The sequence below is a fragment of the Rhizobacter sp. AJA081-3 genome (assembly GCF_017795745.1).
Classification (GTDB): Bacteria; Pseudomonadota; Gammaproteobacteria; order Burkholderiales; family Burkholderiaceae_C; genus Piscinibacter.
Map to the genome: position 1 here is coordinate 2,045,302 of NZ_CP059067.1, position 24,938 is coordinate 2,070,239.

Consider the following 24,938-nt stretch of genomic DNA (forward strand, 5'->3'; position numbering starts at 1 on the left):
CCGCGGGCGTTTCGTTGCCCGTCTTCAACTGACAAGGACTCACCATGAACAAGCCTGCCCCCGACTGGCATGCCGCCGCGTCGACGCTGCGCATCGATGGCCGCGCCTTCGTGGGCGGCCAGCGTGTCGCCGCCGTGAGCGGCGAGACCTTCGCCAAGAGCTCGCCCATCGACGGCCGTCGCCTGGCCGACATCGCGCGCGGCCAGACGGCCGACATCGACGCCGCCGTCGCCTCGGGGCGCGCTGCCTTCACCGATGCGCGCTGGGCCGGCAAGGCACCCGCGGCGCGCAAGAAGATCCTGCAGCGTTTCGCCGAGAAGATCCTCGGCGCGAAGGACGAACTCGCGCTGCTCGAATCACTCGACATGGGCAAGCCGGTGCAATACAGCCTGGCCGTCGACGTGGCCTCGACCGCGCGCACCATCGCCTGGTACGCCGAGGCCGTCGACAAGATCTACGACGAGATCGCGCCGACGCCGGCCAGCGCCCTGGCGCTGATCACCCGCGAGCCGATGGGCGTGATCGGCGCGGTGGTGCCCTGGAACTACCCGATGATCATGGCCGCCTGGAAGCTCGGGCCGGCCCTGGCCGCGGGCAACAGCGTGGTGCTCAAGCCGAGCGAGAAAAGCCCGTTGACGGCGCTGCGCCTGGCCGAGCTGGCCGTCGAGGCCGGCCTGCCCGAAGGCGTGTTCAATGTGGTGCCCGGTTTCGGCCACGAGGCGGGCGAGGCGCTGGCGCTGCACATGGACGTCGACGCGATCGGCTTCACCGGCAGCACGCGGGTGGGCCGCAAGATGCTGGAGTACGCCGGGCGCAGCAACCTCAAGCGGGTCTACAACGAGCTGGGCGGCAAGTCGGCCTTCGTGGTGTTCGACGACTTCGAGGACATCGCCCGCGCCGCCAAGACGGTGGCCGGCAGCATGTTCTTCAACCAGGGCGAAAGCTGCAACGCGCCCTCGCGCGTGTTCGTGCACGAGAAGGTGGCGGAGGAGTTCCTCGCCGTGGTGTCAGCCGAGGCGCCGAAGTACGCACCTGGCGACCCCCTCTCGGGCCACGCCGAGATGGGCGCGCTGGTCGACGAGACGCAGATGCGCACCGTGCTTGGCTACATCGACGCCGGCCACGGTGATGGCGCCCAGCTCGTCACCGGCGGCAAACGTTCGCGCAGCGAGACCGGCGGCTTCTATGTCGAGCCGACCGTGTTCGCCGGGGTGAACAACCAGATGAAGATCGCCCGCGAGGAGATCTTCGGCCCGGTGATGAGCGTGATCCGCTTCAAGACAGAGGCCGAAGCCATCGCGATGGCCAACGACTCCAGCTACGGACTGCAGGCCAGCGTGTGGAGCCACAACATCAACCGAGCGCACCGCGTCGCGCGGGCCCTGCGCGCCGGCACCGTGCACGTCAACCAGTACGATGAAGACGACATCACCGTGCCCTTCGGCGGCTACAAGCAGAGCGGCAACGGCCGCGACAAGTCGCTGCACGCCTTCGACAAGTACACCGAGCTGAAGACGACCTGGGTGCGCATCGACGCCGCCTGACCGCCAGCCTGCAAGGAGATCGACATGAACCATTCCCTCAATGAACAGCTGATGGCCCGCAAGGCCGCGGCCACGCCGCGCGGCGTGGGCGTGATGGGCACCTTCTTCGCCGACCGCGCCGACAACGCCGAGCTGTGGGATGTGGAAGGCCAGCGCTTCATCGACTTCGCCGGCGGCATCGCGGTGATGAACACCGGCCACGGCAATCCGAAGGTGGTGGCGGCCATCGAGGCGCAGCTCAAGCGCTTCACACACACCTGCTACCAGGTGGTGCCCTACGAGAGCTACATCGCGCTGGCCGAGAAGCTCAATGCGATGACGCCGGGCACGCACGCCAAGAAGACGGCGCTGTTCTCCACCGGAGCGGAGGCGATCGAGAACGCGATCAAGATCGCGCGCTCGTACACCAAGCGTTCCGGAGTGATCGCCTTCAGCGGCGCCTTCCACGGCCGCAGCCTGTTCGCGGTGTCGCTGACCGGCAAGGTGCAGCCCTACAAGGCCGGTTTCGGGCCTTTCCCGCCGGAGATCTACCACGCGCCCTTCCCCTGCCATTGCGCCAGCCTGGCCGAGGTGAAGAAGGCGGTGCAGCACATCTTCAAGGCCGACATCGAGCCCAGCCGCGTGGCGGCCATCGTCTTCGAGCCGGTACAGGGCGAAGGCGGCTTCAATGTCATCCAGGCCGAGGCGGTGCAGTGGCTGCGTGCGCTGTGCGACGAGCACGGCATCGTGCTGATCGCCGACGAGATCCAGACCGGATTCGGCCGCACCGGCAAGATGTTCGCGATGGAGCATTTCGGCGTCATCCCCGACCTGATGACCATCGCCAAGTCCCTGGCGGGCGGTGTGCCGCTGTCGGCCGTGACCGGCAAGGCCGAGATCATGGACGCGCCCGCGCCCGGCGGCCTGGGCGGCACCTACGCCGGCAACCCGCTGGCCATCGCCGCGGCGCACGCGGTGATCGACGTGATGCGTGACGAGAAGCTGCCCGAGCGCGGTCAGAAGCTCGGCGACCAGCTGAAGGCTGTCCTGCAGGAGATGCGCGCCGCGGTGCCGCAGATCGCCGACATCCGCGGACTCGGCGCCATGGTGGCGGTGGAGTTCAACCGCCCCGGCAGCGACGAACCCGACGCCGACTTCACGAAGAAGGTGCAGGCCGAGGCACTCAAGCGCAAGCTCATCCTGCTGACTTGCGGCGTGAATGCGAACGTGGTGCGCTTCCTGTTCCCGCTGACCATCCAGCAGCCGGTGTTCGACGAGGCCATGGACGTGCTGCGCGCCGCATTGCGGGCGGCGGTGGCGTGAGCGGGCACCACCACCACCTCGACACCTTGCGCGAGAGCCTGGCCGCGCAGGGCGTGCACACGCTGATCGCGCAGTTCACGGACCTGCACGGCGTCGCCAAGGGCAAGTACGTCCCGCTCGACCAGCTCGGCATCCTGCTCGCCACCGGCGCGGGCTTCTCCGGCCCGTCGATTGCGGGCACCGGCCTGCCGCGCATGGGGCCGCGCTCCGAGTACTACGGTCGCGGCGATGCGAGCACGGCGCGCGCCCTGCCCTGGATGCCCGGCTATGCGCGCCTGGCCTGCGACGGCTTCGTCGCCGGCGCGCCCTTCGATGGCTGCCCGCGCCAGGTGCTGCGGCGGCAGATCACTCGCCTGGCCGAACGCGGCTGGACGCTGCAGACGGGCATCGAGCCGGAGTTCTTCCTGCTGCAGCGCACGGCGTCCGGCTTCGCGCCGGCCGACGCGAATGACCACCTCGACAAGCCCTCCTACGACCTGAAGAGCCTGCCGCGCCAGCGCGAGTTCCTGCACGAGCTCGCCATCGGCCTGCAGGCCTGCGGGCTGCACGTGTTCCAGATCGACCACGAAGACGCGCATGGCCAGTACGAGCTGAACTTCCTGCACGCCGACGCGCTGACGAGCGCCGACCACCTGATGCTCTTCAAGCTCGCCGCGCACACGCTGGCCGAGCGGCACGGCATGGTCTTCTCGATGATGCCCAAGCCCTTCGCCAACCAGCCGGGCAGCGGCATGCACTTCCATGTGTCGCTGTGGGATGGCGAGCGCTGCCTGTTCGACGACGAGGCGACGAAGCGCCACTTCATCGGCGGCGTGCTCGCGCACTCGGCGGGTCTCGCGGCGCTGGCAGCGCCGACGGTGAACTCGTACAAGCGGCTGGTCGTCGGCGAATCGCTGTCGGGCACCAGCTGGGCGCCGGCCTACGTGGCGCACGGCCCGAACAACCGCACCGCGCTCGTGCGCACGCTCGACGGCCGTTTCGAGTGGCGGCTGCCCGATGCCGCGGCCAACCCCTACCTCGCCACCGCTGGCCTGATCGCCGCCGGGCTGGATGGCATCGCGAAACGCACCGAGCCCGGCCCCGCCTGCACCGACGACCTGTTCGAGCAGCCGCTGGCCGCGCTGCGCGAACGCGGCATCGGCGTGCTGCCGCAGAGCCTGGGCGAGGCAGTCGATGCGCTCGAGCGCGACGCCGTGTTGTGCGAGGCGCTCGGCCCCTCGCTGGCGCCGGAGTTCATCGCCGCCAAGCGCGGCGAGTGGATCGCCTATGCGCGCCACGTGAGCGACTGGGAAATGCAGCGCTACGCCGACCTGTTCTGACCGCGCGCCGATGACGTCTCCGAGCGCGGCTCCCGCGCACCACGTGCCTTGGCTCTCCTACCTGTGCCTGGGCTCCGGCATGGCGCTGGTGGGCAGCTATGTCGGGTTGTCGAAGATCCTGGTGCTCGTGCTGCCGATCTTCCTGCTCGCCTGGCTGCGTTTCGGCATCGCGGCGGTGGCCATGGCCGGCTGGGTGAAGCGCCAGCCCGATGAAGCGAGGCTGAGCCCGCACGACCGCTGGCTGCTCTTCCTCGAATCCTTCTTCGGCAACTTCCTGTTCTCGGTGTGCATGCTGTTCGGCGTGGCACGCACCTCGGCGCTGGCGGCCGGCGTGATCATGGCCGCCATCCCGGCGGTGGTGGCGATCCTGTCGCGCGTGATCCTGAAGGAGCGCATCCTGCCGCGCGTGGCCGCCGGCATCGCCTGCGCGGTGGCCGGCATCGCGCTGGTCTCGCTGGGCAAGAACGCGGGCGCCGATGCGGGCAGCCTGGTGGGCAACCTGCTGCTGCTCGGCGCGGTGACCTGCGAGGCGATCTATGTCGTGATCGGCAAGAAGCTCACCGGCAACGTCTCGCCCAAGCGCATCAGCGCGCTGATCAACCTGTGGGGGCTGCTGCTGGTCACGCCGCTGGGCCTGTGGCAGGCGCTGAGCTTCGACTTCGGCAGTGTCAGCGCCGGCCACTGGTGGCTGCTGCTGTTCTATTCGCTGGCCGCCAGCATGGTCACGGTGTGGCTGTGGATGACCGGGCTCAAGCATGTGCCGGCTTCGTCGGCCGGCGTGTTCACCGTGCTGCTGCCGGTGAGCGCGGCGGCCGTGGGGGTGATCTTCCTCGGCGAGCGTTTCAGCCCTGCGCAGGCCGGCGCCTTCGCGCTCGCGCTGGCCGGCGTGGTGCTGGCCACCTGGCCGGCACGCCGCTGAACGGACTCAGGCTGCAGCGTCGGCCGCCGCCGTCAGCGGATGCCGCCGGGCTTGCGTGGCCAGGCCGGCCACTGCCGCCGGCGGCAGGCCCTTGAGCTTGTGGTCCGACCACACCTGCCGCCAGCGCCGTGCGCCCGGCTGGCCGTTCCACAGCCCGAGCATGTGCCGCGCGACGCGCGACCAGGGCTCGCCTTCGCGCTGCTGTCGCTCCATGTAGTCGACCATCGCCGCCTCGACCTGCTCTCGCGTGCGATCCACCGGCTCGGCGCCGAAGAAACGAGCATCCCAGTCCGCCATCAGCCAGGGATGGTGATAGGCCTCGCGGCCGACCATCACGCCGTCCAGGCCCTCGGCCAGCAGCGCTTCGATCTGCGCGCCGGTGGTGATGCCGCCGTTGATCGCGATGGTCAGCGACGGGAAGTCGTGCTTGAGCCGTTGCACGAACTCGTAGCGCAGCGGCGGCACCTCGCGGTTCTCCTTCGGGCTCAGGCCCTGCAGCCAGGCGTTGCGCGCATGCACGATGAAGACCTCGCAGCCGGCCGCGGCCACGGTGCCGACGAAGTCGCGCACGAACTCGTAGTTCTCGATGCGGTCGATGCCGATGCGGTGCTTCACGGTCACGGGGATCGTCACCGCGTCGCGCATTGCCTTCACGCCATCGGCCACCAGTGCCGGCTCGGCCATCAGGCAGGCGCCGAACGCACCGCGCTGCACGCGGTCGCTCGGGCAGCCGCAGTTGAGATTGACCTCGTCGTAGCCCCATTGCTGGGCCAGCTTCGCGCATTGAGACAGGTCGGCGGGCTCGCTGCCGCCGAGCTGCAGGGCCAGCGGGTGCTCCTCGTCGTTGTAGTCGAGGTGCCGCGGCACGTCGCCATGCAGCAGCGCCCCGGTGGTCACCATTTCGGTGTACAGCCGGGTGCGGTGCGTCAGCAGGCGATGGAAGTAGCGGCAGTGCCGGTCGGTCCAGTCCATCATGGGCGCGACCGACAGGCGCCAGGGGTTCGGATTCACGGCCCGGATTATCGGGCGCCTGCGATCCCGAGAATTCGTCTCAGCGGCGTTCCCAGTAGCCGGGGCGCTGGCGCCATCCCGGGCCCTGGCGGACCCAGGCGTGCGGCACCCAGTGATGACCGGGACGCGGCGAGTCCCAATGGCCGCCGATCCACACGTGGCGACCGCCCCGCCAGCCCCAGAACCCGCCGATCCAGACCTGGCCAACGACCGGTGGTGCACCGTAGTACTCGGCCTGGGGCGCCGGCGGCGGCACCTGCACGACCTCGCCGTCGTAGCCGTAGTACGGCCCGACGGGCGCAACCACGCAACCGGCCAGGAGGATCGCGCTGGAAGCGACGGCGAGCGTGACGAACCTGCGAACGGAACGGGTGGCCATGGCGTGCTCCTTCGGTGGGGACTTCCGGAGCAACGCGTTCGTGACTCAGGCCGCCGACGGCCTTCATGCGGCTTTACGCCGCTGACACAGTCCGTCGCACGAGACGCTTCAGGCCCGCCCCGCCGCCGCCGCGATGTCGGCCGCGAAGCGCGGCCACAGCGGCTGCGGCAGGTCGTGGCCCATGCCCTCGATCAGGTCGATCTGCGCGCCGGCGATGTGGCGTGCCAGTTCGCGCCCTGCCTCCACCGGCACCAGCGGATCGGCCAGGCCGTGGATGATCTGCGTGGGCTGGCGGATCTGCGCGAGCATCGGCGTGCGGTCGCCGTCGGCCACGATGGCCATCAACTGCCGCGCCGTGGCCGCCGGCCTGTAGGAGCGCTTGACAGACATCGCCAGGCGCTCGCGCAGCGTGGCGGGTTCGGGCGGGTAGCCCGGGCTGCCGATCACGCCGTACAGGTGCACGAAATGCTCGATGACGCTGTCGGGATCGCGCGCGTTCTCCGGCCGCGACATCAACGCCATGCGCACCTTCCAGCCCGGCTGCGGCAGGCGGCGCGCGCCGCTGGTGGTCATCATCAGCGTCAGGCTGCGCACGCGTTGCGGGTGCCTGGCAGCCAGGTGTTGCGCGACCATTCCGCCCATCGAGGCGCCGCAGACATGCGCACTCTGCAGCCCCAGCGCGTCGATCAGCGCGGCCGTGTCATCGGCCAGGTCGGCCAGGCGGTAGGGGCTCGTCACCGACATGCCCAGCAGGTGCTTGATGCCCCCGGCGGCGATGTTGGGCACACCCAGGTGATCGAAGCGCTGCGACAGGCCGACGTCGCGGTTGTCGAAGCGGATGACGCGAAAGCCCTTCGCGACGAGCTGGTCGACCAGACCGTCGGGCCATGCGACGAGCTGCATGCCCAGGCCCATGATCATCACCAGCGGCGGGCCACTGGCCGGACCGCGGTCGTCGACTTCCAGCGAGATGCCGTTCGCGCTGATCTGCATCAGGCCGCGCGTGCCTCGTTCGGCGTGCGGAAGAACCAGCGTCGAGCGCCGTGAGGCTCGAAGGGCTTCCAGTGTCCGGCGGGCTGCGACAGCCGGTCGGCGACGGCGTACAGCGCCATCGGGTTCATGCCCATGCCCACGTGGCTGGCATGCACCTCGATGTTCTCGGCCATCGGGCTCGGTGCCACCACGCTGCAGCGCCACGCCACGATGCCGTCGCTGCGCGACCAGATCGAGGTGGTCGGCACCGGCGGCTCCTTGCGGATCTGCGCGATCAGCGCCGGGTCATGCACCGACTGGCCGCTGACCAGCTCGAAGAAGCGCCAGGCGTTGGTGGCGCGTGGGTGGCCGGTGAACGGTGTGCCCAGCGTGATGACGCAGCGCACGTGGTCGGGCAGTTCCTTGGCCATCTCGCGGGCATAGATGCCGCCCAGGCTCCAGCCGATCAGGCTGACCTTGCGCGCATGCGAACTGAACAGGCGCCGCACGTCGTCGTTGCAGCGCTTGAGCACGCCCTGGCGCGGGCCGAAGTTGAAGCCCTGGCCCCAGGGGTGGGTGACGTAGCCCAGCTCGTCGAGGAAGCGGCGCAGCGGCCCGGTGGTGAAGTCGTTCGCGCCCAGGCCGGGGAACACCAGCACCGGGTGGCCATCGCCGCGCGGCAGCTTGCGCAGCCAGGGCGTGGCGGCCAGCAGCGCCGCGTACTCCCAGGGCGCCCGGCCTTCCATGGCCAATAGCAGCGCATTGGGTGCGCGCAGGTCTTCGAAGTGGAAATGGTGATGGCGCGGATCGGGCGGCGTGCGGGGCATGCGGCGTGAAGGAGCGGCGTTCAGGTCATGTTAGCGGCTGGATCGCTTCGCGGTTGGAGCACTTGCCCTAGCCTTCGGTGTCACCTTCGGGACAGGTTTCGCGGGCTTCTTCGCGGTGGCCTTCTTGGCCGGCGTCTTCTTGACCACGGCCTTGCTGGCCGGGGCTTTCTTCGCCGGTGCCTGCTTGGCGGCAGGCTTCTTCACGGCGGCCTTCTTGGCCGGCACCTTGCGCGCCGGACGTGCCGGCACGGGCTCCGGCGCGACCGGCAGGCCCTTGAACTCGAGGAAGGAGGTCTCGACGTGCGCAGCGAACTCGTCGACCTCGGGCATGGCTTGCGCGCAGGCGATGATGCCCACGTCGAGCGACTCGTTGTAGGTCTGCACGGTGATGTTCAGCGCCACGCCGTGCACGACGATCGAGGTCGGGTAGTTGGTCAGCATCTTCGCGCCGGCCATGTACAGCGGCACGGTGGGCCCGGGCACGTTGGAGATGACGAGGTTGGCCACCGGCGGGATGCGATCGGCCACGCCGGCACGGCCGTAGATCGCCGTCAGGCCCTCCATCAGCCAGGGCACGCCCATGGATGGGAAGTCCGTGGGCAGCAGGCTCTTCACGCTGCCCAGGGTGGCCTTCATCGAGGCGCTGGCGGCCATCACGTGCGCCAGGCGCCTGGCCGGATCGGCGATGTGCGTGCCCAGGCTGATCACGCTCATCGAAGCCTGGTTGTTCGATGCCGTGTCGCCCTTGGAGCGCAGCGAGATCGGCACCGCCGCCACCAGCGACTTGCGCGGCAGCGGCCCGTGCTTGGCGAAGTGGCGCCGCAAGGCGCTGCTGCAGATCATCAGCACCGCGTCGTTCAGGCTGGCATGGTGCCGCCGGCGCACGGCGTTCAGCTCGGCCAGCGGCAGGCTCACGGCGGCGAAGGCGCGCGTGTCGGACACCGTGGCGTTCAAGCGCGTGCGTGGCGCGAGACCCAGGTTGCTGACGCTCTTGCCGCCCATCGGCCCGTTGCCCTTGATGCGCGACCACACCGAAGCCGCCGTCTCGCTCACCGCCCCGCCCGCGGTCTGCGCAGCCACTTGCGAGAGCGCGCCCACCGCGGCGGGCAGCGCCTTGACGAGGTTGCCCAGCTGGTCGAGCTGGTTGGACAGCGCGCCGCGCAGCATCTCCGTCATCGCGAGCTGGCCCTTGCGCTCGCGCGCCGGACGCGTGGGGATCTCGCGCGGCTCGGGGCCGAGGTCTAGGATGGCCTGGGCCAGTGCCACGGCGGCCTGGCCGTCGACGGCGGCGTGGTGCAGCTGGGTGTAGAGGGCGTAGCGCTTCTCGCCGTTCGGCCCGGGTTCGAGACCGTCGAAGACGTGGAACTTCCACAATGGCCGGCTGCGATCGAGCAGCACCGGGTGCAACTCGCCGACCTGCTCTTCCAGCTCGGCCAGGCCGCTGCCCGCTGGCAGCGTGATGCCGACGATGTGCTCGTCGAGGTCCGGCTCGGCGTCGATCCACACCGGCGCGGCCAGGTTCAGCGGCATCCAGGCCAGCTTGCGACGCAATGCCGGCGCGAGCGGAATTCGCGTGGCCATGTGGGCCCGCATGTCGTCGAGGAAGTTGCCACGGTAGCTGGCGGGCAGCTCGAACTGGTGCAAGGCGCCCACGTGCATGGGCATCTCGGCGGTCTCGAGGTAGAGGAAGCTGGCGTCCAGGCCGGACAGCTGTTTCATCGGCGTCTCCCACGCGGTGTGGGCCGATGCTAAGCCGCGCACGCGGCCTCGACTTGAGGGGAAGCCCTGTCCGTGCGAATCGCGAGGGTGCCGGCTCAGGCCGAGCGCTCGCGCAATGCCAGCAGTTCGTTGCCCGCCAGCGCGAGGAGCACGAGCAGGCCCCCGCCGATCACCGACACGGCCGGCGCCTCGTTGGCGCCCAGCCAGGCCCACAGCACGCCGAACACGACTTCCAGCAAGCCGAGCAGCGACATCTCCGGCGCGCTCAGCGAGCGTGCGATGGTCACGGCCAGCAGGCACGGGATGGCGAGCTGCACGACGCCGAGCATGGCAAGCAGCGCCAGATCGCGCCCGGTGGCGGCGAAGGGCTGCGAGGGCAGCAGCATGACGGCCGCGGAGAGCACGGCGCCGATCAGCACGGCGGGCAGCATGTCCTGCTTCTCGCCGCCGCGGTTGTGCTGGATCAGCGTCCAGTTGATCGCCGCGGCGATCGGCACGCCCAGCGCGACCAGCGTGCCCACCAGGTGGCGCGGGTCGCTGCCGCTGACCTCGCGGGCGTACATCCAGCCGATGCCGACGCCGGCCAGCACGATCGCCGCCCAGGTGCGTGCGGCGAGCCGGTGCCCCAGCGCAAAACGCGCCATCAGCGCGGTGAACAGCGGGCCCAGCGCCATGGTGACCAGCACGTTGGCCACCGTGGTGAGCGAGAGCGCCATCATGAAGGCGGTGTACATGACCGCCCAGCACAGGCCCGACAGCCACAACGTGCGGCCGCCACCGCGGATGGCCGCCACCAGCGTCGCCGGCCCGCGCAGCCAGCCGAGCATCACGACCAGCGCCAGCGCGTTGAAGGCGCTGCGCCAGAAGGTCACCTCGAAGCCGCGTGCCGCCTCGAAGTGGCGTGAGACCACGCCGGCGATGCTCCACATCAGCGTCACCGCGACCATGAGCAGCACCGCCTTGCGGTGCGTCATCGGCACGGGCATCGCGTCAGGCGGCTTCGCGCGAGGCGCGCTTGCGGTCGTGTTCCTTGAGGTGGCGCTTGCGGATGCGGATCGACTTCGGCGTGATCTCCACCAGCTCGTCGTCTGCGATGAACTCCACCGCGTATTCGAGCGTGAGGATGATCGGCGGCGTGATCTTGATCGCGTCTTCCTTGCCGGAGACACGGAAGTTGGTCAGCTGCTTGCCGCGCACCGCGTTGACGACCAGGTCGTTGTCGCGGCTGTGGATGCCGATCACCATGCCTTCGTACAGCGGGTCGCCGGCCTTCACGAACATGCGGCCGCGGTCGTCGAGCTTGCCCAGCGAGTAGGTCACCGCCTCGCCGTCGTCCTGGCTGATCAGCACGCCGTTCTTGCGCCCTTCGATCTCGCCCTTGTAGGCCTCGTAGCCGTCGAAGATGTTGCTGATCAGGCCGGTGCCGCGCGTCAGGTTCAGAAACTCGTTCTGGAAGCCGATCAGGCCGCGCGCCGGAATGCGATATTCCAGGCGGACGCGGCCCATGCCGTCGGGTTCCATGTTGACGAGCTCGGCCCTGCGCTCGCCCAGCGCCTGCATGACGGCGCCCTGGTGCTGGTCTTCCACGTCGGCGGTGACCATCTCGATCGGCTCGTGACGCTCGCCGTTCACCTCATGGAACACCACGCGCGGCTTGCTGACCGCCAGCTCGTAGCCTTCGCGGCGCATCGTCTCCAGCAGGATGGTCAGGTGCAGTTCGCCTCGGCCCGACACCTCGAAGATGCCGTCCTCGTCGGTCTCCTTGACCTTCAGCGCCACGTTGCTCTGCAGCTCGCGCTGCAGCCGGTCCCAGATCTGCCGGCTGGTGACGAACTTGCCCTCGCGGCCGGCCAGCGGCGAGTTGTTGACGCAGAAGTTCATCGTCAGCGTCGGCTCGTCGACCAGCAGCATGGGCAGCGGCACCGGGTTGTCGATGTCGGTCAGCGTCACGCCGATGCCGATGCCCTCGATGCCGTTGATCAGCACGATGTCGCCCGGGCCGGCCTCGGTGGCCTGCTTGCGCTCCAGGCCCTCGAACTTGAGCACCTGGTTGACGCGCGCGGTGAAGGGCGTGCTGTCCGGGCCAGCGTAGACGGCCACGTTCTGCATGGGCTTGAGCGTGCCCTGGTTGACGCGCCCGATGCCGATGCGGCCCACGTAGGTGGAGTAGTCGAGCGAGCAGATCTGCAGCTGCAGCGGCGCGTCGGCCGAGCCTTCGTGCGCCGGCACGTGCTCGAGGATGGCGTCGAACAGCGGCGCCAGGTCGGTGCCGACCTCGCCCTGCTTGAGCGTCGCCCAGCCGTTCAGGCCGGAGGCGAAGATGACCGGGAAGTCGAGCTGCGCCTCGGTGGCGTGCAGCTTGTCGAACAGCTCGAACGTGGCGTTGATCACGTAGTCGGGGCGCGCGCCGGGGCGATCGACCTTGTTGACCACGACGATGGGCTTGAGGCCCAGCGCCAGCGCCTTCTTGGTGACGAAGCGCGTCTGCGGCATCGGGCCCTCGACGGCGTCGACCAGCAGCAGCACCGAGTCGACCATCGACAGCACACGCTCGACCTCGCCGCCGAAGTCGGCGTGGCCCGGGGTGTCGACGATGTTGACGTGCGTGCCCTTCCACTCGACGGCGCAGTTCTTGGCCAGGATGGTGATGCCACGCTCGCGTTCGAGGTCGTTGCTGTCCATCACGCGTTCGGCGACCTTCTCGTTCTCGCGGAAGGTGCCGCTCTGGCGCAGCAGCTGGTCGACGAGCGTGGTCTTGCCATGGTCGACGTGCGCGATGATGGCGATGTTGCGGATCTGGCGGGTGGTCATGCGGTTCTTTCAGTCAGGAGGCCTTGCACCTCGATCGGGCTGAGCAGCCTGGTGGAAATGAGTTCGCCGGCGGCGATGTGGCCCGCACCGAGGAAAGCCTTGGGTTCGGGGCCGAACACGCGCACGCAGTCAGCGTCGGCGAGTTCGAGGCGGCGGCGCAAGCCGCTGAGGAATCGCGCGGCGTTCTCGGCATCCAGGCGCACCGCGGGGCAGTCGGCGATCAGTGCGTCGGCGTCGAGCAATTGCGCGTCGCGTTCGGCTTCGCTCATGCCCTCGAGTGCTTCGAGCGTCACGGCCTGATCGAGCTTCAAGGCGCCGGAGCCGGTGCGACGCAGCGCCGCGAGGTGTGCGCCGCAGCCCAGCGCGCGGCCGATGTCCTCGGCCAGCGTGCGGATGTAGGTGCCCTTGCTGCAACGCACGTCGAGCGTCCAGCGGTCGTGCTCGCCCTCGACGATGTCAATGGCGTGGATCGTCACGCGGCGCGCTTCGCGCTCGATCTCGACACCGGCGCGGGCGTATTCATAGAGCGCCTTGCCTTCGTGCTTGAGTGCCGAGTGCATCGGCGGCACCTGCTCGATCGCGCCAGTGAAGCGGTCGCACGCGGAGCGGAGGTCCGCCGCGGTGACAGACACGGGCCGGCGCTCGATGACCTCGCCTTCCAGGTCGCCGCCGACGCGCGTCTCGCCCAGCTGGAGCGTGGCCACGTAGCGCTTGTCGGCGTCGAGGCTGACCTGCGAGAACTTGGTGGCGGCGCCGAAGCACAGCGGCAGCAGCCCGCTGGCCAGCGGATCGAGCGTTCCGGTGTGGCCGGCCTTCTCGGCGCGGAATAGTCGCTTGGCCTTCTGCAGCGCATCGTTGCTCGACAGGCCCAGCGGCTTGTCGAGCAGCAGCACACCGTGCACGGCACGGCGCTGGATGCGGGCGCGCGGCGCGTTCATTCGTTCAGTCTTCCTTGGCGCGCGTGGCATTGGCCTGCTGGATCAGCAGGCTGAGCTCGGCGGCACGCTCGGTGGTGCGGTCGAAGTGGAAATGCAGCGTCGGCACGGTATGGATCTGCAGCCGCTTGAACAGGCCGTTGCGCAGGAATCCGGCAGCCTCGTTCAGCGCGGTCTCGCACTCCTGCGCGTCGCCCACCAGCACCGAGAAGAACACCTTGGCGTGCGCGTAGTCGGCCGTCACCTCGACCGCGTGCAGCGTGACCATGCCGATGCGCGGGTCCTTCAGCTCGCGGATCAGCTCGGCCAGATCGCGCTGGATCTGGTCGGCGATGCGGAAGCCGCGGTTGGGGATGGATCGTTTGTGTCGCATGGTCGACTCCTGAAACGCAAACCCCGCCTTCTTTGGGAAGGCGGGGTTCGGGACGAGACCGATACCGCCTTACAGCGTTCGAGCCACTTCCTTGACCTCGAAGAACTCGAGCTGATCGCCTTCCTTGATCTCGTTGTAGTTCTTCAGCTTGATGCCGCACTCGAAGCCGGTGGCGACCTCGCGGACGTCGTCCTTCAGGCGGCGCACCGATTCGATCTCGCCGGTGTAGACCACGACGTTCTCTCGCAGCAGGCGGAAGCGCGCGCCGCGGCGAACCACGCCGGCGGTGATCATCGAGCCGGCCACCGTGCCGATCTTCGAGGCCACGAACACCGTGCGGATCTCGGCCGTGCCGATCAGCTCCTCGCGCTGCTCCGGCGCCAGCATGCCGGTCATCGCCGCCTTCACCTCGTCGACCGCGTCGTAGATGATGTTGTAGTAGCGGATGTCGACGCCGTTGTTCTCGGCCAGCTTGCGCGCGCCGGCATCGGCCCGCGTGTTGAAGCCGATGATGATGGCCTTGGAGGCGATCGCCAGGTTGACGTCGGATTCGCTGATGCCGCCGACGGCTGCATGCACCACCTGCACCTTGACCTCGTCGGTCGAGAGCTTGAGCAGCGACTGCGCCAGCGCTTCCTGCGAACCCTGCACGTCGGCCTTGATGATCAGCGCCAGGGTCTGGGCGCTGCCCTGACCCATCTGCTCCATCATGTTCTCGAGGTTGGCGGCCTGGCGCTTGGCCAGCTTCACGTCGCGGTACTTGCCCTGGCGGAAAGTGGCGATCTCGCGCGCACGGCGCTCGTCCGCCAGCACCATGAACTCGTCGCCGGCTTGCGGCACCTCGGTCAGGCCCTGGATCTCGACCGGGATCGACGGGCCGGCCGTGTCGGTCGGCTTGCCGTCCTCGTCGAGCATGGCGCGCACGCGGCCGTAGCTCGATCCCGCCAGCACCACGTCACCCTTCTTCAGCGTCCCGCTTTGCACCAGCACCGTGGCGACCGGGCCGCGGCCCTTGTCGAGCTGCGCTTCGATGACCAGGCCCTTGGCCGGCGCATCCTTGGCCGCCTTGAGCTCCAGCACCTCGGCCTGCAGCAGCACCTGCTCGAGCAGCGCGTCGATGCCCTGGCCGGTCTTGGCCGACACCGGGACGAACGGCGAATCGCCGCCGAAATCCTCGGGCACGACCTGCTCGGCGACGAGCTCGCTCTTCACGCGCTCGGCATTCGCCTCGGGCTTGTCGATCTTGTTCATCGCCACGACGATCGGCACCTTGGCGGCCTTCGCGTGGTGGATGGCTTCCTTGGTCTGCGGCATCACGCCGTCGTCCGCCGCCACCACCAGGATGACGATGTCGGTGGCCTTGGCGCCGCGCGCACGCATCGCGGTGAACGCGGCGTGGCCCGGGGTGTCGAGGAAGGTGATCATGCCGCGCGGCGTCTGCACGTGGTAGGCGCCGATGTGCTGCGTGATGCCGCCCGCCTCGCCGGCCGCGACGCGGCTGGTGCGGATGTAGTCCAGCAGCGAGGTCTTGCCGTGGTCGACGTGGCCCATCACCGTGACCACCGGTGCGCGGGTCGTCTCTTCGTGTTCCTGCTCGGCTTGCTCTTCCTCGAGGAAGGCCTCCGGGTCGTCCAGCTTGGCCGCCAGCGCCTTGTGGCCCATTTCCTCGACGACGATCATCGCCGTCTCCTGGTCGAGCTGCTGGTTGATGGTGACCATCTGGCCCAGCTTCATCAGCTGCTTGATGACCTCGGACGCCTTCACCGACATCTTGTGCGCCAGGTCGGCCACGCTGATGGTTTCGGGAATGTGCACTTCCTGCGTCTGCTGCTCGGCCGGGGCCACGAAGTTCGACTGCGAACCGTCGCTGCGCTCGCCGCGGCGGCCGCCGCGAGGCGCGCGCCAGCCGGCGCGTGCGCCACCGGCCGCGCCATCGGTGCGGCCCTTCAGCGCCGAGCGCTTCTTGGCGGCATCGTCGGCCCAGCTGGACGACAGCTTCTCGGACTTGACGGACTTCTTGTCGCCCGGCTTGGCGGCGCCGGCCGTGGTCGTGGTCGGTGCGCCGGGCGCGCCGACCTTCTTGTGGATCGTGCCCTTGATCTCGGCGACCGGCTTCGGCGGCTCCTCGGGCTTCTTCGCGACGAGCACCTTCTTCGGCGCGTTCATCATCTCGCGAATCGCCTTCGCTTCGTCTTCGGCGGCCTTGCGGCGCTTGGCCAGATCGGCGGCGCGCTGCACCTCCTCGTTGGCGACGTCGGCGGCCTTGATGACGCGCAGCACGGGCTTGGGCGGCTCGGCCGGCGCTGCGGGGGCGGCGGCGGCCGGAGCGGCTTCGGCCGCAGCGGCGGCAGCCTTGCCCGCAGACTTGGGCTCGGGCTTGGCGGCAGCGGCGGCCAGCGCGGCGGCGGCCTCCTCGGCGGCCTTGCGGGCGGCCTCGGCGGCGCGCGCTTCTGCGGCTTCGCGGTCACGCTGTTCCTGCTCTTCGCGCAGGCGGCGCTTCTCGGCCAGGTCTTCTTCCTGGCGACGCAGCAACTCGGCCTGGGCGCGCGCTTCTTCCTCGCGGCGCTGCAGTTCGGCTTCGTCGATCACCGGCACTGCGGATTCTTCGGTGGCCGGCGCGTCGTCTCGCTTGACGAAGGTGCGCTTCTTGCGCACTTCGACCTGGATCGTGCGTGCCTTGCCGCTCGAATCGGCCTGCTTGATCTCGCTGGTCGACTTGCGGGTCAGCGTGATCTTCTTGCGCTCCGCGCCGGCGGTGCCGTGCGAGGTGCGCAGGAAGTCGAGCAGGCGTTCCTTGTCCGACTCGCTGAGCGTGTCGTCCGTCGACGCCTTCTTGACGCCGGCCGACTGCAGCTGCTCGAGCAGCGCCGCGGCCGGGCGATTGAGCTCGGCGGCGAGTTGGGCGACGGTAGTCGAAGCCATGGGTTGAATCCTTGCTTGGTCTAGCTCTGTCTGTCGGCGCTGTTGTCGTTCAGGCCGTGAACCAGTGTTCACGGGCCTTCATGATCAGCGCCTTGGCCTGCGCTTCGTCGATCGCGGTCATCTCGGTCAGCTCGTCGACGGCCAGGTCGGCCAGATCGTCTCGCGTGTGGATGCCGCCATCGGCAAGCTTGGCGATGAGTTCGGGGCTCAGGCCCTCGAGATCGCGCAGGTCCTGCGAGACCTCCTCGACCTTTTCCTCGCGGGCGATTTCCATCGTCAGCAGCGCGTCCTTGGCACGGGTGCGCAGCTCGTTGACGGTGTCCTCGTCGAAGCTCTCGATCTCGAGCATTTCCTGCATCGGGACGTAGGCCACTTCCTCGAGGCTGGTGAAGCCCTCGGCGATCAGGATGTCGGCGACTTCCTCGTCGACGTCGAGCTTGTCGACGAACAGCTTGCGCACCGAGTCGGACTCGAGCGCCTGCTTGGAAGCGGACTCCTCGGCCGTCATGATGTTGATGCGCCAGCCGGTCAGCTCCGACGCCAGCCGCACGTTCTGGCCGCCGCGGCCGATGGCGATGGCGAGGTTTTCCTCGTCGACCACCACGTCCATGGCGTGGCGCTCCTCGTCCACCACGATCGACTGCACGTTCGCCGGCGCCAGCGCGCCGATGACGAACTGCGCCGGGTCTTCCGACCACAGCACGATGTCGACGCGCTCGCCGGCCAGTTCGTTGGTCACCGCCGTGACGCGCGAACCGCGCACGCCCACGCAGGTGCCGATCGGGTCGACGCGCTTGTCGTGCGAGACCACGGCGATCTTGGCGCGCGAACCGGGGTCGCGGGCGCAGCTCTTGATCTCCAGCAGGCCCTGCTCGATCTCGGGCACTTCCTGGGCGAACAGCTCGATCATGAAGCCCGGCGCAGAACGAGACAGGACGATCTGCGGACCGCGCAGCGTCGGGTCGACCTCGAGGATGAACGCCCGCACGCGGTCGCCGCTGCGCAGGTTCTCCTTCGGAATCATCTCGTTGCGGCGCAGCCGGCCCTCGACTCGGCCCGACTCGACGACGATGTCGCCCTTGTCCAGCCGCTTGACCGTGCCCACGAAGATCTTGTCGCCGCGCGACAGGAAGTCGTTGAGCAGCTGCTCGCGCTCGGCGTCGCGGATCTTCTGCAGGATCACCTGCTTGGCGGCCTGCGCACCGATGCGGCCGATCGAGACCGACTCCACCGGTTCCTCGATGTAGTCGTCGACCTCGATGTCGGGGATCTGCTCCAGCGCCTCGAACAGCAGGATCTCGGAGTCGGGCAGCTGAAGACCGGCTTCATCCGGCACCACGTGCCAGCGGCGGAAGGTCTCGTACTCGCCGCTCTCGCGGTCGACCGACACGCGCATGTCGACCTCGCCGCCGTGCAGCTTCTTCGACGCCGAGGCGAGTGCAGCCTCGACTGCACCGAAAACGACCTCGCGATCCACGCTCTTCTCGCGCGAGATGGCATCCACCAGCATCAACAATTCGCGGTTCATCGCTCACGACCTCCGTCAACCTCTTGTCCGGGGACCGGCGTGTCGGCGGGCGACTGCACGGGCGCGAAACGGCGCCCCTTGAAGTCGACCACCGGCACAAGCCGGGCCTCGCGCACTTCGTCGAGTGAAAAATCCAATGCCTGATCCGTCTTGCCGTCGTTGAAGACGATGCGCCAGCCCTCGCCCTCGCCTTCGGGCCGCGCCTGCAGCGTGCCGCTGTACTTCTTGCGGCCCTGGAAGGCGAGCTTCAGCGTGAGATCGATCTGCTCGCCGGCGAAGCGGGCGAAGTCGGCGGGCTTCTTCAGCGGCCGGTCCAGGCCCGGCGACGAAACTTCGAGCCGCGTGTACGAGCAGTTCTCGACCTCGAGCACATGCTGAAGCTGCCGCGTGACCTTCTCGCAATCCTCGACGACGATGAATTCGCCGTTCGGATCGCCGGCGACACGGTCGATGTAGACGCGCAGCAAGCCGCCGCCGGTGCGTTCGGTATCCACGAGCTCGTAGCCCAGACCGGTCACGGTGCGTTCGACAGCGCCTTGCCAACTCGTCACAGGGTCATCAACCTTTGCCAAAGATTCCGCAGATCAATCGTCGTTGAAAAACGTTCAAGCAAAAAAAATGGGCTGGAAGAATCCGCCCACGCAGCTTTCTAGGAAACGGCAGATTGTAGCGCGGCCCCGAGGTACAGGCAAGCCGTTGCGCTGTCAAGGGGCCCGGGAGGAGGCCTTCCCCATGCCAAAATCCGGCCCCTCGAACCACAGTGCGGAGACCCCATGGGCTTTCTTGCCGGCAAGCGCCTTCTGATCACCGGCTTGCTCAACAACCGCTCGATCGCCTACGGCATCGCCCGCGCCTGCCATCGCGAGGGGGCCGAACTGGCCTTCAGCTACCAGGGTGAACGCTTCAAGGAGCGCATCGCCGAGTTCGCCGCCGAGTTCGGCTCGACGCTGACCTTCGACTGCGACGTCGGCGACGACGCGCAGATCGAAGCCCTGTTCACCGGCCTCGGCCAGGCCTGGCCGGAGTTCGACGGCTTCGTGCACTCGATCGGCTATGCCCCGCGCGAAGCCATCGGCGGCGACTTCCTCGACGGCCTGACGCGCGAGAACTTCCGCATCGCGCACGACATCTCCGCCTACAGCTTCCCGGCGATGGCCAAAGCGGCGCTGCCCCGGCTGCGCACGGGCTCGTCACTTCTCACCTTGAGCTATCTCGGTGCCGTGCGCTACGTGCCCAACTACAACACCATGGGCCTGGCCAAGGCTTCGCTCGAATCCAGCGTGCGCTACCTGGCGCACAGCCTGGGCGCCAAAGGCATCCGGGTGAACGGCCTGTCGGCTGGCCCGATCAAGACACTGGCGGCCTCGGGCATCAAGGACTTCGGCAAGCTGCTGACCGACTTCGCCGCGATGGCGCCGATCCGGCGCGCGGTGACGATCGAGGACGTCGGCAATGTGGCCGCTTTCCTGCTGTCTGACCTGGCTGCGGGTGTGAGCGCCGAGATCACCTACGTGGACGGCGGCTTCAGCCAGGTGATGGCCGGCTCGGGCAACGCCTGAGCCGCCGCCTCACAGCGCCTGCAGGATCTCGCGGCGCTTCTGCTGGTATTCCTCGTCGCTGATCAGGCCGCGCTCGCGCAGCCGCTTCAGCGTCAGCAGGCGCTGCTCCACCTCCTCGGCAAAGCCCGGGTCGCGCGGCCGCAGAGCCGGTTGCGCAGCGGCCGCGGGCGCCGCCGGTGCCGGCGCGACGGTCTTGGGGGTGACGGCCAGCGGCGCCGCAGGCGCAGCCACGGCGGCCGCAGCGGGCAAGGTCGTCGGCAGTGCCAGCCAGTCCGCCCGCGTGTTGCTCCCCGCGGCGCTGCGCAGCGCCACCTGCCCTGCCTTCGTGCGTGAGCCGAACGTGAACTGCGGCGCCTTGCCGGTGCCCTTGTACTCGTTGAAGAACTCGTAGCGTGCGTCGTTGACCAGCAACTGCAGCTGCCCGCCCTGCACGAACAGCCGCGCCGTGATGCCCAGCGGCTGCGACAGCAGCCCGCCGCCGCGCCGCGAGGTGCTCAGCAGCAGCAGATCGTCGTCGGGCGCGGCGTTGCCGAAGGCCTCGATCAGCGGCTCGACCAGCTCGCCGAGTTCGTCGGCCGCGAACAGCGCTTGCGTGCCCGATCCGACCACAAAGCGCACCTGCGCGAGTTGCTGCCTCAGGGCCTCGGCGTCCACCTGGACGGGATGCTGGTTGGGCACCGATCCCGGCTCGCGTGCAACGAGCCGGATGGCGGTGAAGTCGTGCACTTGCCAGCTGCGTCGGCGCGCGTCCGGCTTCGCGGCGTCGGTTGACTTCTCAGAGGCGCCGAACAGGAAGTCCATGACACCGGCTCGTGCCGGGACGGCCGCGGCGCTCAGGCAGGCCGCCGTCAGCAAGACGATCCACGCTGAAGAGGTCGGGCGAACGGGTTGCCGCATGGCTGGATGCCTTTCTGTGCCGCCGCTGGCGGCCTGGGTTCAGAGATCGTCGAGGGCCCGCGCCGCGCCCAGCAAGGCCGGCGACACGCGAGCCTGCACGACGAGCGTGGGAATGTCCTGAAGGTAGCCGGCGAAGCGCCCTTTGGCCTCGAAGCGCTCGCGAAAGCGCGAATTGTCGATCGCGCGGCCCAGCCTCGGGACGATGCCCCCGCCTATGTAGACGCCCCCGCGCGCACCCAGTGACAAGGCCAGGTTGCCGGCCACGTTGCCCAGGAAGCTGAAGAACAGTTCGATCGCCTGCACGCAGTGCGCGTCTTCGCCGGTGGCGGCGCGCGCGGAAACGTCGGCGGCCTCCAGCGGCCGTGCGGCCTCGCCATGCACTTCACACAAGGCCACGTAGAGGTTGACCAGGCCCGGGCCCGACAGCGCCCGCTCGGCCGACGCGTGGCCGAAGCGCTCGCGCAGGCGCCGGATCACCGACTCCTCGAGGGCATCGGTGGCAGCCAGCGTCACGTGGCCTCCTTCGCCGTTGATCGGGATCGCCCGCTGGATTCCGCGCGCCGGCAGCAGGCCCGACACGCCGAGCCCCGTGCCGGGCCCCAGCAGACCGACGGGCGCGCCTGTCACGGCCTGGCCGGCCCCGACCTGGCGCACCTCGTCCGACGCCAGCGCGGGCAGAGACAGCGCCAGCGCCGTGAAGTCGTTGATGACAAGGAATCGTTCCAGGCCGAGAAGCTGCCGCACCGCTTCGACCGAGAACGACCAATGGTGGTTGGTCATGCGCACATGGTCGCCCACCACCGGGTTAGCGATGCCGATCGCGCACCAGCGTGGCGCGCCTCGGCCGAGCCGGGCCAGGTAGTGCTGCATGGCGGCCTGCAGCGTCGGGTGGTCGGCGCACGGGAGGGTCGTGACGTCCGACAGAGGCGTCGCCGCATCAGCCTGCCAGGCGAAGCGGGCGTTCGTGCCGCCGACGTCGCCAACGAGGCGGGGAAAGGTCGAGGAATCCATGTCTGCCAGGCCATGCCTGAGTGAGTCGGTCTGCGCTTGCGGGCGTGCAATCGGCATGCCCATGCGGCGACGATGGCCTCGCGACACCGACCACCCTGCCGACCGAGAAATGTAGCTCAACTACTAAACTTGGTGATGTCCCCGCTCGTCAAGAAAACCCTGCCTTGAGCGGCTACAGCGTGTTGCATTCCCGCAAATCCTCAGGAAAACCCGGCTATCACGGCTGTAGTCTGACTACTAGAGTCCGTCTCGATCCAACGCCAGGAACGGCGAATGTAGGTCAACTACCTGCGCAAACAAGCGATGGGTGGCGTGGCGGACCGGCCATCCCGGGCGCCGATCGACGTTCAGGCGAGCAGTTTTCCCGGAAGAGCGAGTTGGTGGCGGCGCCGTCCGCGGCGCCGCCCCCTTTTTTGCCCCCCGTCCCAGTTCCCCCAACCCCGGCGTCCCGAAGGGCGTTGAGCGTCTCGAACGTCGCCGGTTTCACTGCCAGCAGAACCTCTGAGGAGCCAACGATGAAAATGAAACACACCCTGCTCGCCGCTGCAGCGCTGAGCCTGCTCTCCACCACCGCCAGCGCGGTGGACTGGGGCGGCTACTTCCGCGTCGGCCCGGGCCAGAAGCAGACCACCGGCGACGGCGCCAAGTGCTTCGGCGGAAACATGGAAGGCGGCACCTACCGCCTGGGCAACGAGTGCAACACCTACGGCGAGTTCATGCTCAGCCAGGGTGGCCAGGCCGGTGGCGTCGACTACAAGGCCTACCTGATGACGAACATGTTCAAGGAAGGTTCGGACATCGGCGACACGAAGGTCGGCGTCAACCAGATCTATGCCGAAGGCAAGGGCTTCGACATCGCCCCGAACCAGACTTTCTGGATCGGCAAGCGCTTCTATGGCCGCGCCGACGTGCACATCGTCGACACCTTCTTCGTCAACATGTCCGGCACGGGCGCTGGCGTGGATGGCATCGACCTCGGCCTGGGTTCGCTGAACGTCGCGGTGTTCCGTGACGGCGACGACTCCACCAACCCCGGCACGCGCCTCAACCTCGACCTCAACGGCATCAAGACCAACCCGGGCGGCACGCTGCGCGTGACCTCGGTGTTCAGCGACTTCAGCGGCACCGGCGGCAAGGGCGGCTTCGGCCTGAGCCTGCAGCACAACCAGTCCGGCGTGTTCGGCGGCGAGAACACCGCGTGGCTGCAATATGCCCAGGGCTCGGCCTACCTGAACATGGCCTTCGGCGGCGGCACGGACGACTCGGACCAGAAGCGCTGGCGCTTCGTGGACAGCATGCAGTGGACCAAGGGCCCGCTGACCGGGCAGGCCATCCTGGTGTTCGGCAAGCAAGGTACGTCGAACAACAAGGAGACCTTCAACACGATCGGCGGCCGCGCCGCCTACGCGTTCACGAAGAACTTCAAGCTGCAGGGCGAACTGGGCATCTCCAGCCACAAGCCGCAGGGTGGCCAGACGGATCGTCTGACCAAGTTCACCATCGCTCCGACGCTGTCGGTCGGCCCGAACTTCTACGACCGTCCGGAGTTCCGCTTCTACGTGTCGAGCTTCAGCTTCAACGACGCCTACAAGGCGACGCGCGGGCTGACGAAGTCGAGCGCCACGGCAGTGGGCTTCCAGGTCGAGACCTGGTTCTGATCGACGCCTGACCGAGTGGCCGGCCCCGACCCGGGGCCGGCCCTCTTCCCGCAAGACATCTGTTCTCCAGCCGGCAACCCCGATGGCCAATGTCCTGTTGAAAGCGCTGAAGAAGTCGTTCGGCGACCTGACCATCATCCCGGGCATCGACCTGGAGATCCGCGACGGCGAGTTCATGGTCTTCGTCGGGCCCTCGGGCTGCGGCAAGTCGACCGTGCTGCGCTGCATCGCCGGACTCGAAGAGATCACCGCCGGCGAGCTGTACATCGGCGGCGAACTCGTCAACGAGGTGCCTCCGGCCAAGCGCGGCATCGCGATGGTGTTCCAGAGCTACGCGCTCTATCCGCACATGACGGTGGCCGAGAACATGGCCTTCGGCCTGAAGCTGGCCGGCATGAGCAAGGCCGAGATCAAGGCCGCGGTCGACCGTGCCGCGCAGATCCTGCAGATCGAGCACCTGCTCGAGCGCCGCCCCAAGGCGCTGTCGGGCGGCCAGCGCCAGCGCGTGGCCATCGGCCGGGCCATCGTGCGCAAGCCCGGCGTGTTCCTGTTCGACGAACCCCTTTCCAATCTCGACGCGGCGCTGCGGGTGCAGATGCGCGTCGAGCTGTCGCGCCTGCACAAGGAACTGGCGACGACGATGATCTACGTCACGCACGACCAGGTGGAGGCGATGACGCTGGCACACCGCATCGTCGTGCTCAACGCCGGCCGCATCGAGCAGGTCGGCACGCCGCTGGAGCTGTACCACCAGCCGGTCAACAAGTTCGTGGCCGGCTTCATCGGCAGTCCGAAGATGAACTTCATCACCGGCACGCTGGTGTCGGCCACGCCGATGCTGGCCACCGTCAAGCTGCACGACGGCAGCGTGGTGCAGGTGGCGGTCGACGCCACCAGCGTTGCCGCCGGCGATCCCGTCACGCTGGGCATCCGGCCGGAGCACGTGCATGCCACCGCGCAGCCGGGCGAGAACGCGGTGAAGAGCCACGTGCAACTGGCCGAGCACCTGGGCGACACCACCTACCTGCACGTCATGGTCACGGGTGGAACCGAGAGCCTGACGGTGCGCACCGATCCCGAGAACCCCCTGGACACCGGCGACACGGCCTGGCTGGGCCTGCCGCTCAAGCGGTGCTTCCTGTTCAATCAGCAGGGCAAGACCCTGCCACAAGCCGGTTGAGGGCCACCCCCGACAAACGGCAACGTCGTGGCGAAACGCTCGCCCTACGATCCCACCACCCGACACGGGCAC

At 68.5% G+C, this 24,938-nt stretch carries 21 protein-coding genes; 7 read left to right on the forward strand and 14 right to left on the reverse strand.

Annotation, left to right across the window (positions count from 1 at the left end; translation table 11 throughout):
• Nucleotides 1-44: 44 nt before the first annotated feature.
• The 4 genes from HZ992_RS09800 to HZ992_RS09815 are packed head-to-tail and all read left to right on the forward strand — an operon-like array spanning nucleotide 45 to nucleotide 5,084.
• On the forward strand, nucleotides 45-1,544 hold the full coding sequence (locus tag HZ992_RS09800) for an aldehyde dehydrogenase (protein WP_209386461.1): 1,500 nt from the start codon (nucleotides 45-47) through the stop codon (nucleotides 1,542-1,544).
• A gap of 24 nt (nucleotides 1,545-1,568) precedes the next feature.
• Entirely contained in the window at nucleotides 1,569-2,846 is a 1,278-nt protein-coding gene (gene gabT / locus HZ992_RS09805) for a 4-aminobutyrate--2-oxoglutarate transaminase (protein WP_209386462.1), read from the forward strand.
• Complete coding sequence (gene glnT, locus HZ992_RS09810; protein WP_209386463.1) at nucleotides 2,843-4,165, forward strand: type III glutamate--ammonia ligase; 1,323 nt, start codon at nucleotides 2,843-2,845, stop codon at nucleotides 4,163-4,165. The genes gabT and glnT overlap by 4 nt, the downstream gene beginning before the upstream one ends.
• Before the next feature lie 10 nt (nucleotides 4,166-4,175).
• Nucleotides 4,176-5,084 (forward strand): DMT family transporter, encoded by a 909-nt coding sequence (locus tag HZ992_RS09815; RefSeq protein WP_245213417.1) that lies wholly within the window; start codon nucleotides 4,176-4,178, stop codon nucleotides 5,082-5,084.
• Nucleotides 5,085-5,090: 6 nt separating this feature from the next.
• On the opposite strand, the gene dusA is transcribed toward HZ992_RS09815, so the two are convergent.
• The 12 genes from dusA to rimP form a co-directional block, all read right to left on the reverse strand.
• Nucleotides 5,091-6,104 (reverse strand): tRNA dihydrouridine(20/20a) synthase DusA, encoded by a 1,014-nt coding sequence (gene dusA / locus HZ992_RS09820; protein ID WP_371816824.1) that lies wholly within the window; start codon nucleotides 6,102-6,104, stop codon nucleotides 5,091-5,093.
• Nucleotides 6,105-6,135: 31 nt separating this feature from the next.
• Entirely contained in the window at nucleotides 6,136-6,474 is a 339-nt protein-coding gene (locus HZ992_RS09825; RefSeq protein ID WP_209386464.1) for a YXWGXW repeat-containing protein, read from the reverse strand.
• Nucleotides 6,475-6,582: 108 nt separating this feature from the next.
• Nucleotides 6,583-7,467: an alpha/beta fold hydrolase gene (locus tag HZ992_RS09830; RefSeq protein WP_209386465.1), complete on the reverse strand. Its 885-nt coding sequence runs from the start codon at nucleotides 7,465-7,467 to the stop codon at nucleotides 6,583-6,585.
• A complete protein-coding gene (locus HZ992_RS09835; protein WP_209386466.1) occupies nucleotides 7,467-8,273 on the reverse strand; it encodes an esterase/lipase family protein in 807 nt (268 codons plus the stop codon). Before HZ992_RS09835 ends, HZ992_RS09830 begins: the two co-directional genes overlap by 1 nt.
• A 30-nt stretch (nucleotides 8,274-8,303) precedes the next feature.
• Nucleotides 8,304-9,992 (reverse strand): wax ester/triacylglycerol synthase family O-acyltransferase, encoded by a 1,689-nt coding sequence (locus HZ992_RS09840; RefSeq protein ID WP_209386467.1) that lies wholly within the window; start codon nucleotides 9,990-9,992, stop codon nucleotides 8,304-8,306.
• 95 nt (nucleotides 9,993-10,087) lie between these two features.
• Entirely contained in the window at nucleotides 10,088-10,966 is an 879-nt protein-coding gene (locus tag HZ992_RS09845) for a DMT family transporter (RefSeq protein WP_209387118.1), read from the reverse strand.
• A 16-nt stretch (nucleotides 10,967-10,982) separates the two neighbouring features.
• Nucleotides 10,983-12,803, reverse strand: coding sequence for a translational GTPase TypA (typA, locus tag HZ992_RS09850; protein ID WP_209386468.1), 1,821 nt, complete (start codon nucleotides 12,801-12,803; stop codon nucleotides 10,983-10,985).
• On the reverse strand, nucleotides 12,800-13,741 hold the full coding sequence (truB, locus tag HZ992_RS09855; RefSeq protein ID WP_209386469.1) for a tRNA pseudouridine(55) synthase TruB: 942 nt from the start codon (nucleotides 13,739-13,741) through the stop codon (nucleotides 12,800-12,802). Before truB ends, typA begins: the two co-directional genes overlap by 4 nt.
• A gap of 4 nt (nucleotides 13,742-13,745) precedes the next feature.
• The gene (gene rbfA / locus HZ992_RS09860) at nucleotides 13,746-14,111 is read right to left on the reverse strand and encodes a 30S ribosome-binding factor RbfA (RefSeq protein ID WP_209386470.1); all 366 of its coding nucleotides are present in this window, start codon (nucleotides 14,109-14,111) and stop codon (nucleotides 13,746-13,748) included.
• 69 nt (nucleotides 14,112-14,180) lie between these two features.
• Nucleotides 14,181-17,033 (reverse strand): translation initiation factor IF-2, encoded by a 2,853-nt coding sequence (infB, locus tag HZ992_RS09865; protein WP_209386471.1) that lies wholly within the window; start codon nucleotides 17,031-17,033, stop codon nucleotides 14,181-14,183.
• A 49-nt stretch (nucleotides 17,034-17,082) separates the two neighbouring features.
• A complete protein-coding gene (gene nusA, locus HZ992_RS09870) occupies nucleotides 17,083-18,561 on the reverse strand; it encodes a transcription termination factor NusA (protein WP_209386472.1) in 1,479 nt (492 codons plus the stop codon).
• The gene (gene rimP / locus HZ992_RS09875; RefSeq protein WP_209386473.1) at nucleotides 18,558-19,112 is read right to left on the reverse strand and encodes a ribosome maturation factor RimP; all 555 of its coding nucleotides are present in this window, start codon (nucleotides 19,110-19,112) and stop codon (nucleotides 18,558-18,560) included. The genes nusA and rimP overlap by 4 nt, the downstream gene beginning before the upstream one ends.
• A gap of 222 nt (nucleotides 19,113-19,334) precedes the next feature.
• On the opposite strand from rimP, the gene fabI reads away from it, so the two are divergent.
• Nucleotides 19,335-20,120 (forward strand): enoyl-ACP reductase FabI, encoded by a 786-nt coding sequence (gene fabI, locus HZ992_RS09880; protein WP_209386474.1) that lies wholly within the window; start codon nucleotides 19,335-19,337, stop codon nucleotides 20,118-20,120.
• A 9-nt stretch (nucleotides 20,121-20,129) separates the two neighbouring features.
• On the opposite strand, the gene HZ992_RS09885 is transcribed toward fabI, so the two are convergent.
• Entirely contained in the window at nucleotides 20,130-20,921 is a 792-nt protein-coding gene (locus HZ992_RS09885) for an SHOCT domain-containing protein (protein ID WP_209386475.1), read from the reverse strand.
• Between the two features lie 135 nt (nucleotides 20,922-21,056).
• Nucleotides 21,057-22,028: a glucokinase gene (gene glk / locus HZ992_RS09890; protein ID WP_209386476.1), complete on the reverse strand. Its 972-nt coding sequence runs from the start codon at nucleotides 22,026-22,028 to the stop codon at nucleotides 21,057-21,059.
• Between the two features lie 515 nt (nucleotides 22,029-22,543).
• On the opposite strand from glk, the gene HZ992_RS09895 reads away from it, so the two are divergent.
• Nucleotides 22,544-23,686: a maltoporin gene (locus HZ992_RS09895; RefSeq protein ID WP_209386477.1), complete on the forward strand. Its 1,143-nt coding sequence runs from the start codon at nucleotides 22,544-22,546 to the stop codon at nucleotides 23,684-23,686.
• Between the two features lie 82 nt (nucleotides 23,687-23,768).
• Complete coding sequence (locus tag HZ992_RS09900) at nucleotides 23,769-24,866, forward strand: ABC transporter ATP-binding protein (RefSeq protein WP_209386478.1); 1,098 nt, start codon at nucleotides 23,769-23,771, stop codon at nucleotides 24,864-24,866.
• The last annotated feature ends 72 nt before the right edge of the window (nucleotides 24,867-24,938 follow it).

Bases quoted from the DNA above. Each gene is read 5' to 3' on its own strand.
- HZ992_RS09800 (WP_209386461.1), top strand. From the start codon at position 45: ATGAACAAGCCTGCCCCCGACTGGCATGCCGCCGCGTCGACGCTGCGC.
- gabT (WP_209386462.1), top strand. From the start codon at position 1,569: ATGAACCATTCCCTCAATGAACAGCTGATGGCCCGCAAGGCCGCGGCC.
- HZ992_RS09815 (WP_245213417.1), top strand. From the start codon at position 4,176: ATGACGTCTCCGAGCGCGGCTCCCGCGCACCACGTGCCTTGGCTCTCC.
- HZ992_RS09825 (WP_209386464.1), bottom strand. From the start codon at position 6,474: ATGGCCACCCGTTCCGTTCGCAGGTTCGTCACGCTCGCCGTCGCTTCC.
- HZ992_RS09830 (WP_209386465.1), bottom strand. From the start codon at position 7,467: ATGCAGATCAGCGCGAACGGCATCTCGCTGGAAGTCGACGACCGCGGT.
- HZ992_RS09835 (WP_209386466.1), bottom strand. From the start codon at position 8,273: ATGCCCCGCACGCCGCCCGATCCGCGCCATCACCATTTCCACTTCGAA.
- HZ992_RS09840 (WP_209386467.1), bottom strand. From the start codon at position 9,992: ATGAAACAGCTGTCCGGCCTGGACGCCAGCTTCCTCTACCTCGAGACC.
- HZ992_RS09845 (WP_209387118.1), bottom strand. From the start codon at position 10,966: ATGACGCACCGCAAGGCGGTGCTGCTCATGGTCGCGGTGACGCTGATG.
- typA (WP_209386468.1), bottom strand. From the start codon at position 12,803: ATGACCACCCGCCAGATCCGCAACATCGCCATCATCGCGCACGTCGAC.
- truB (WP_209386469.1), bottom strand. From the start codon at position 13,741: ATGAACGCGCCGCGCGCCCGCATCCAGCGCCGTGCCGTGCACGGTGTG.
- rbfA (WP_209386470.1), bottom strand. From the start codon at position 14,111: ATGCGACACAAACGATCCATCCCCAACCGCGGCTTCCGCATCGCCGAC.
- infB (WP_209386471.1), bottom strand. From the start codon at position 17,033: ATGGCTTCGACTACCGTCGCCCAACTCGCCGCCGAGCTCAATCGCCCG.
- nusA (WP_209386472.1), bottom strand. From the start codon at position 18,561: ATGAACCGCGAATTGTTGATGCTGGTGGATGCCATCTCGCGCGAGAAG.
- fabI (WP_209386474.1), top strand. From the start codon at position 19,335: ATGGGCTTTCTTGCCGGCAAGCGCCTTCTGATCACCGGCTTGCTCAAC.
- HZ992_RS09885 (WP_209386475.1), bottom strand. From the start codon at position 20,921: ATGGACTTCCTGTTCGGCGCCTCTGAGAAGTCAACCGACGCCGCGAAG.
- glk (WP_209386476.1), bottom strand. From the start codon at position 22,028: ATGGATTCCTCGACCTTTCCCCGCCTCGTTGGCGACGTCGGCGGCACG.
- HZ992_RS09895 (WP_209386477.1), top strand. From the start codon at position 22,544: ATGAAAATGAAACACACCCTGCTCGCCGCTGCAGCGCTGAGCCTGCTC.
- HZ992_RS09900 (WP_209386478.1), top strand. From the start codon at position 23,769: ATGGCCAATGTCCTGTTGAAAGCGCTGAAGAAGTCGTTCGGCGACCTG.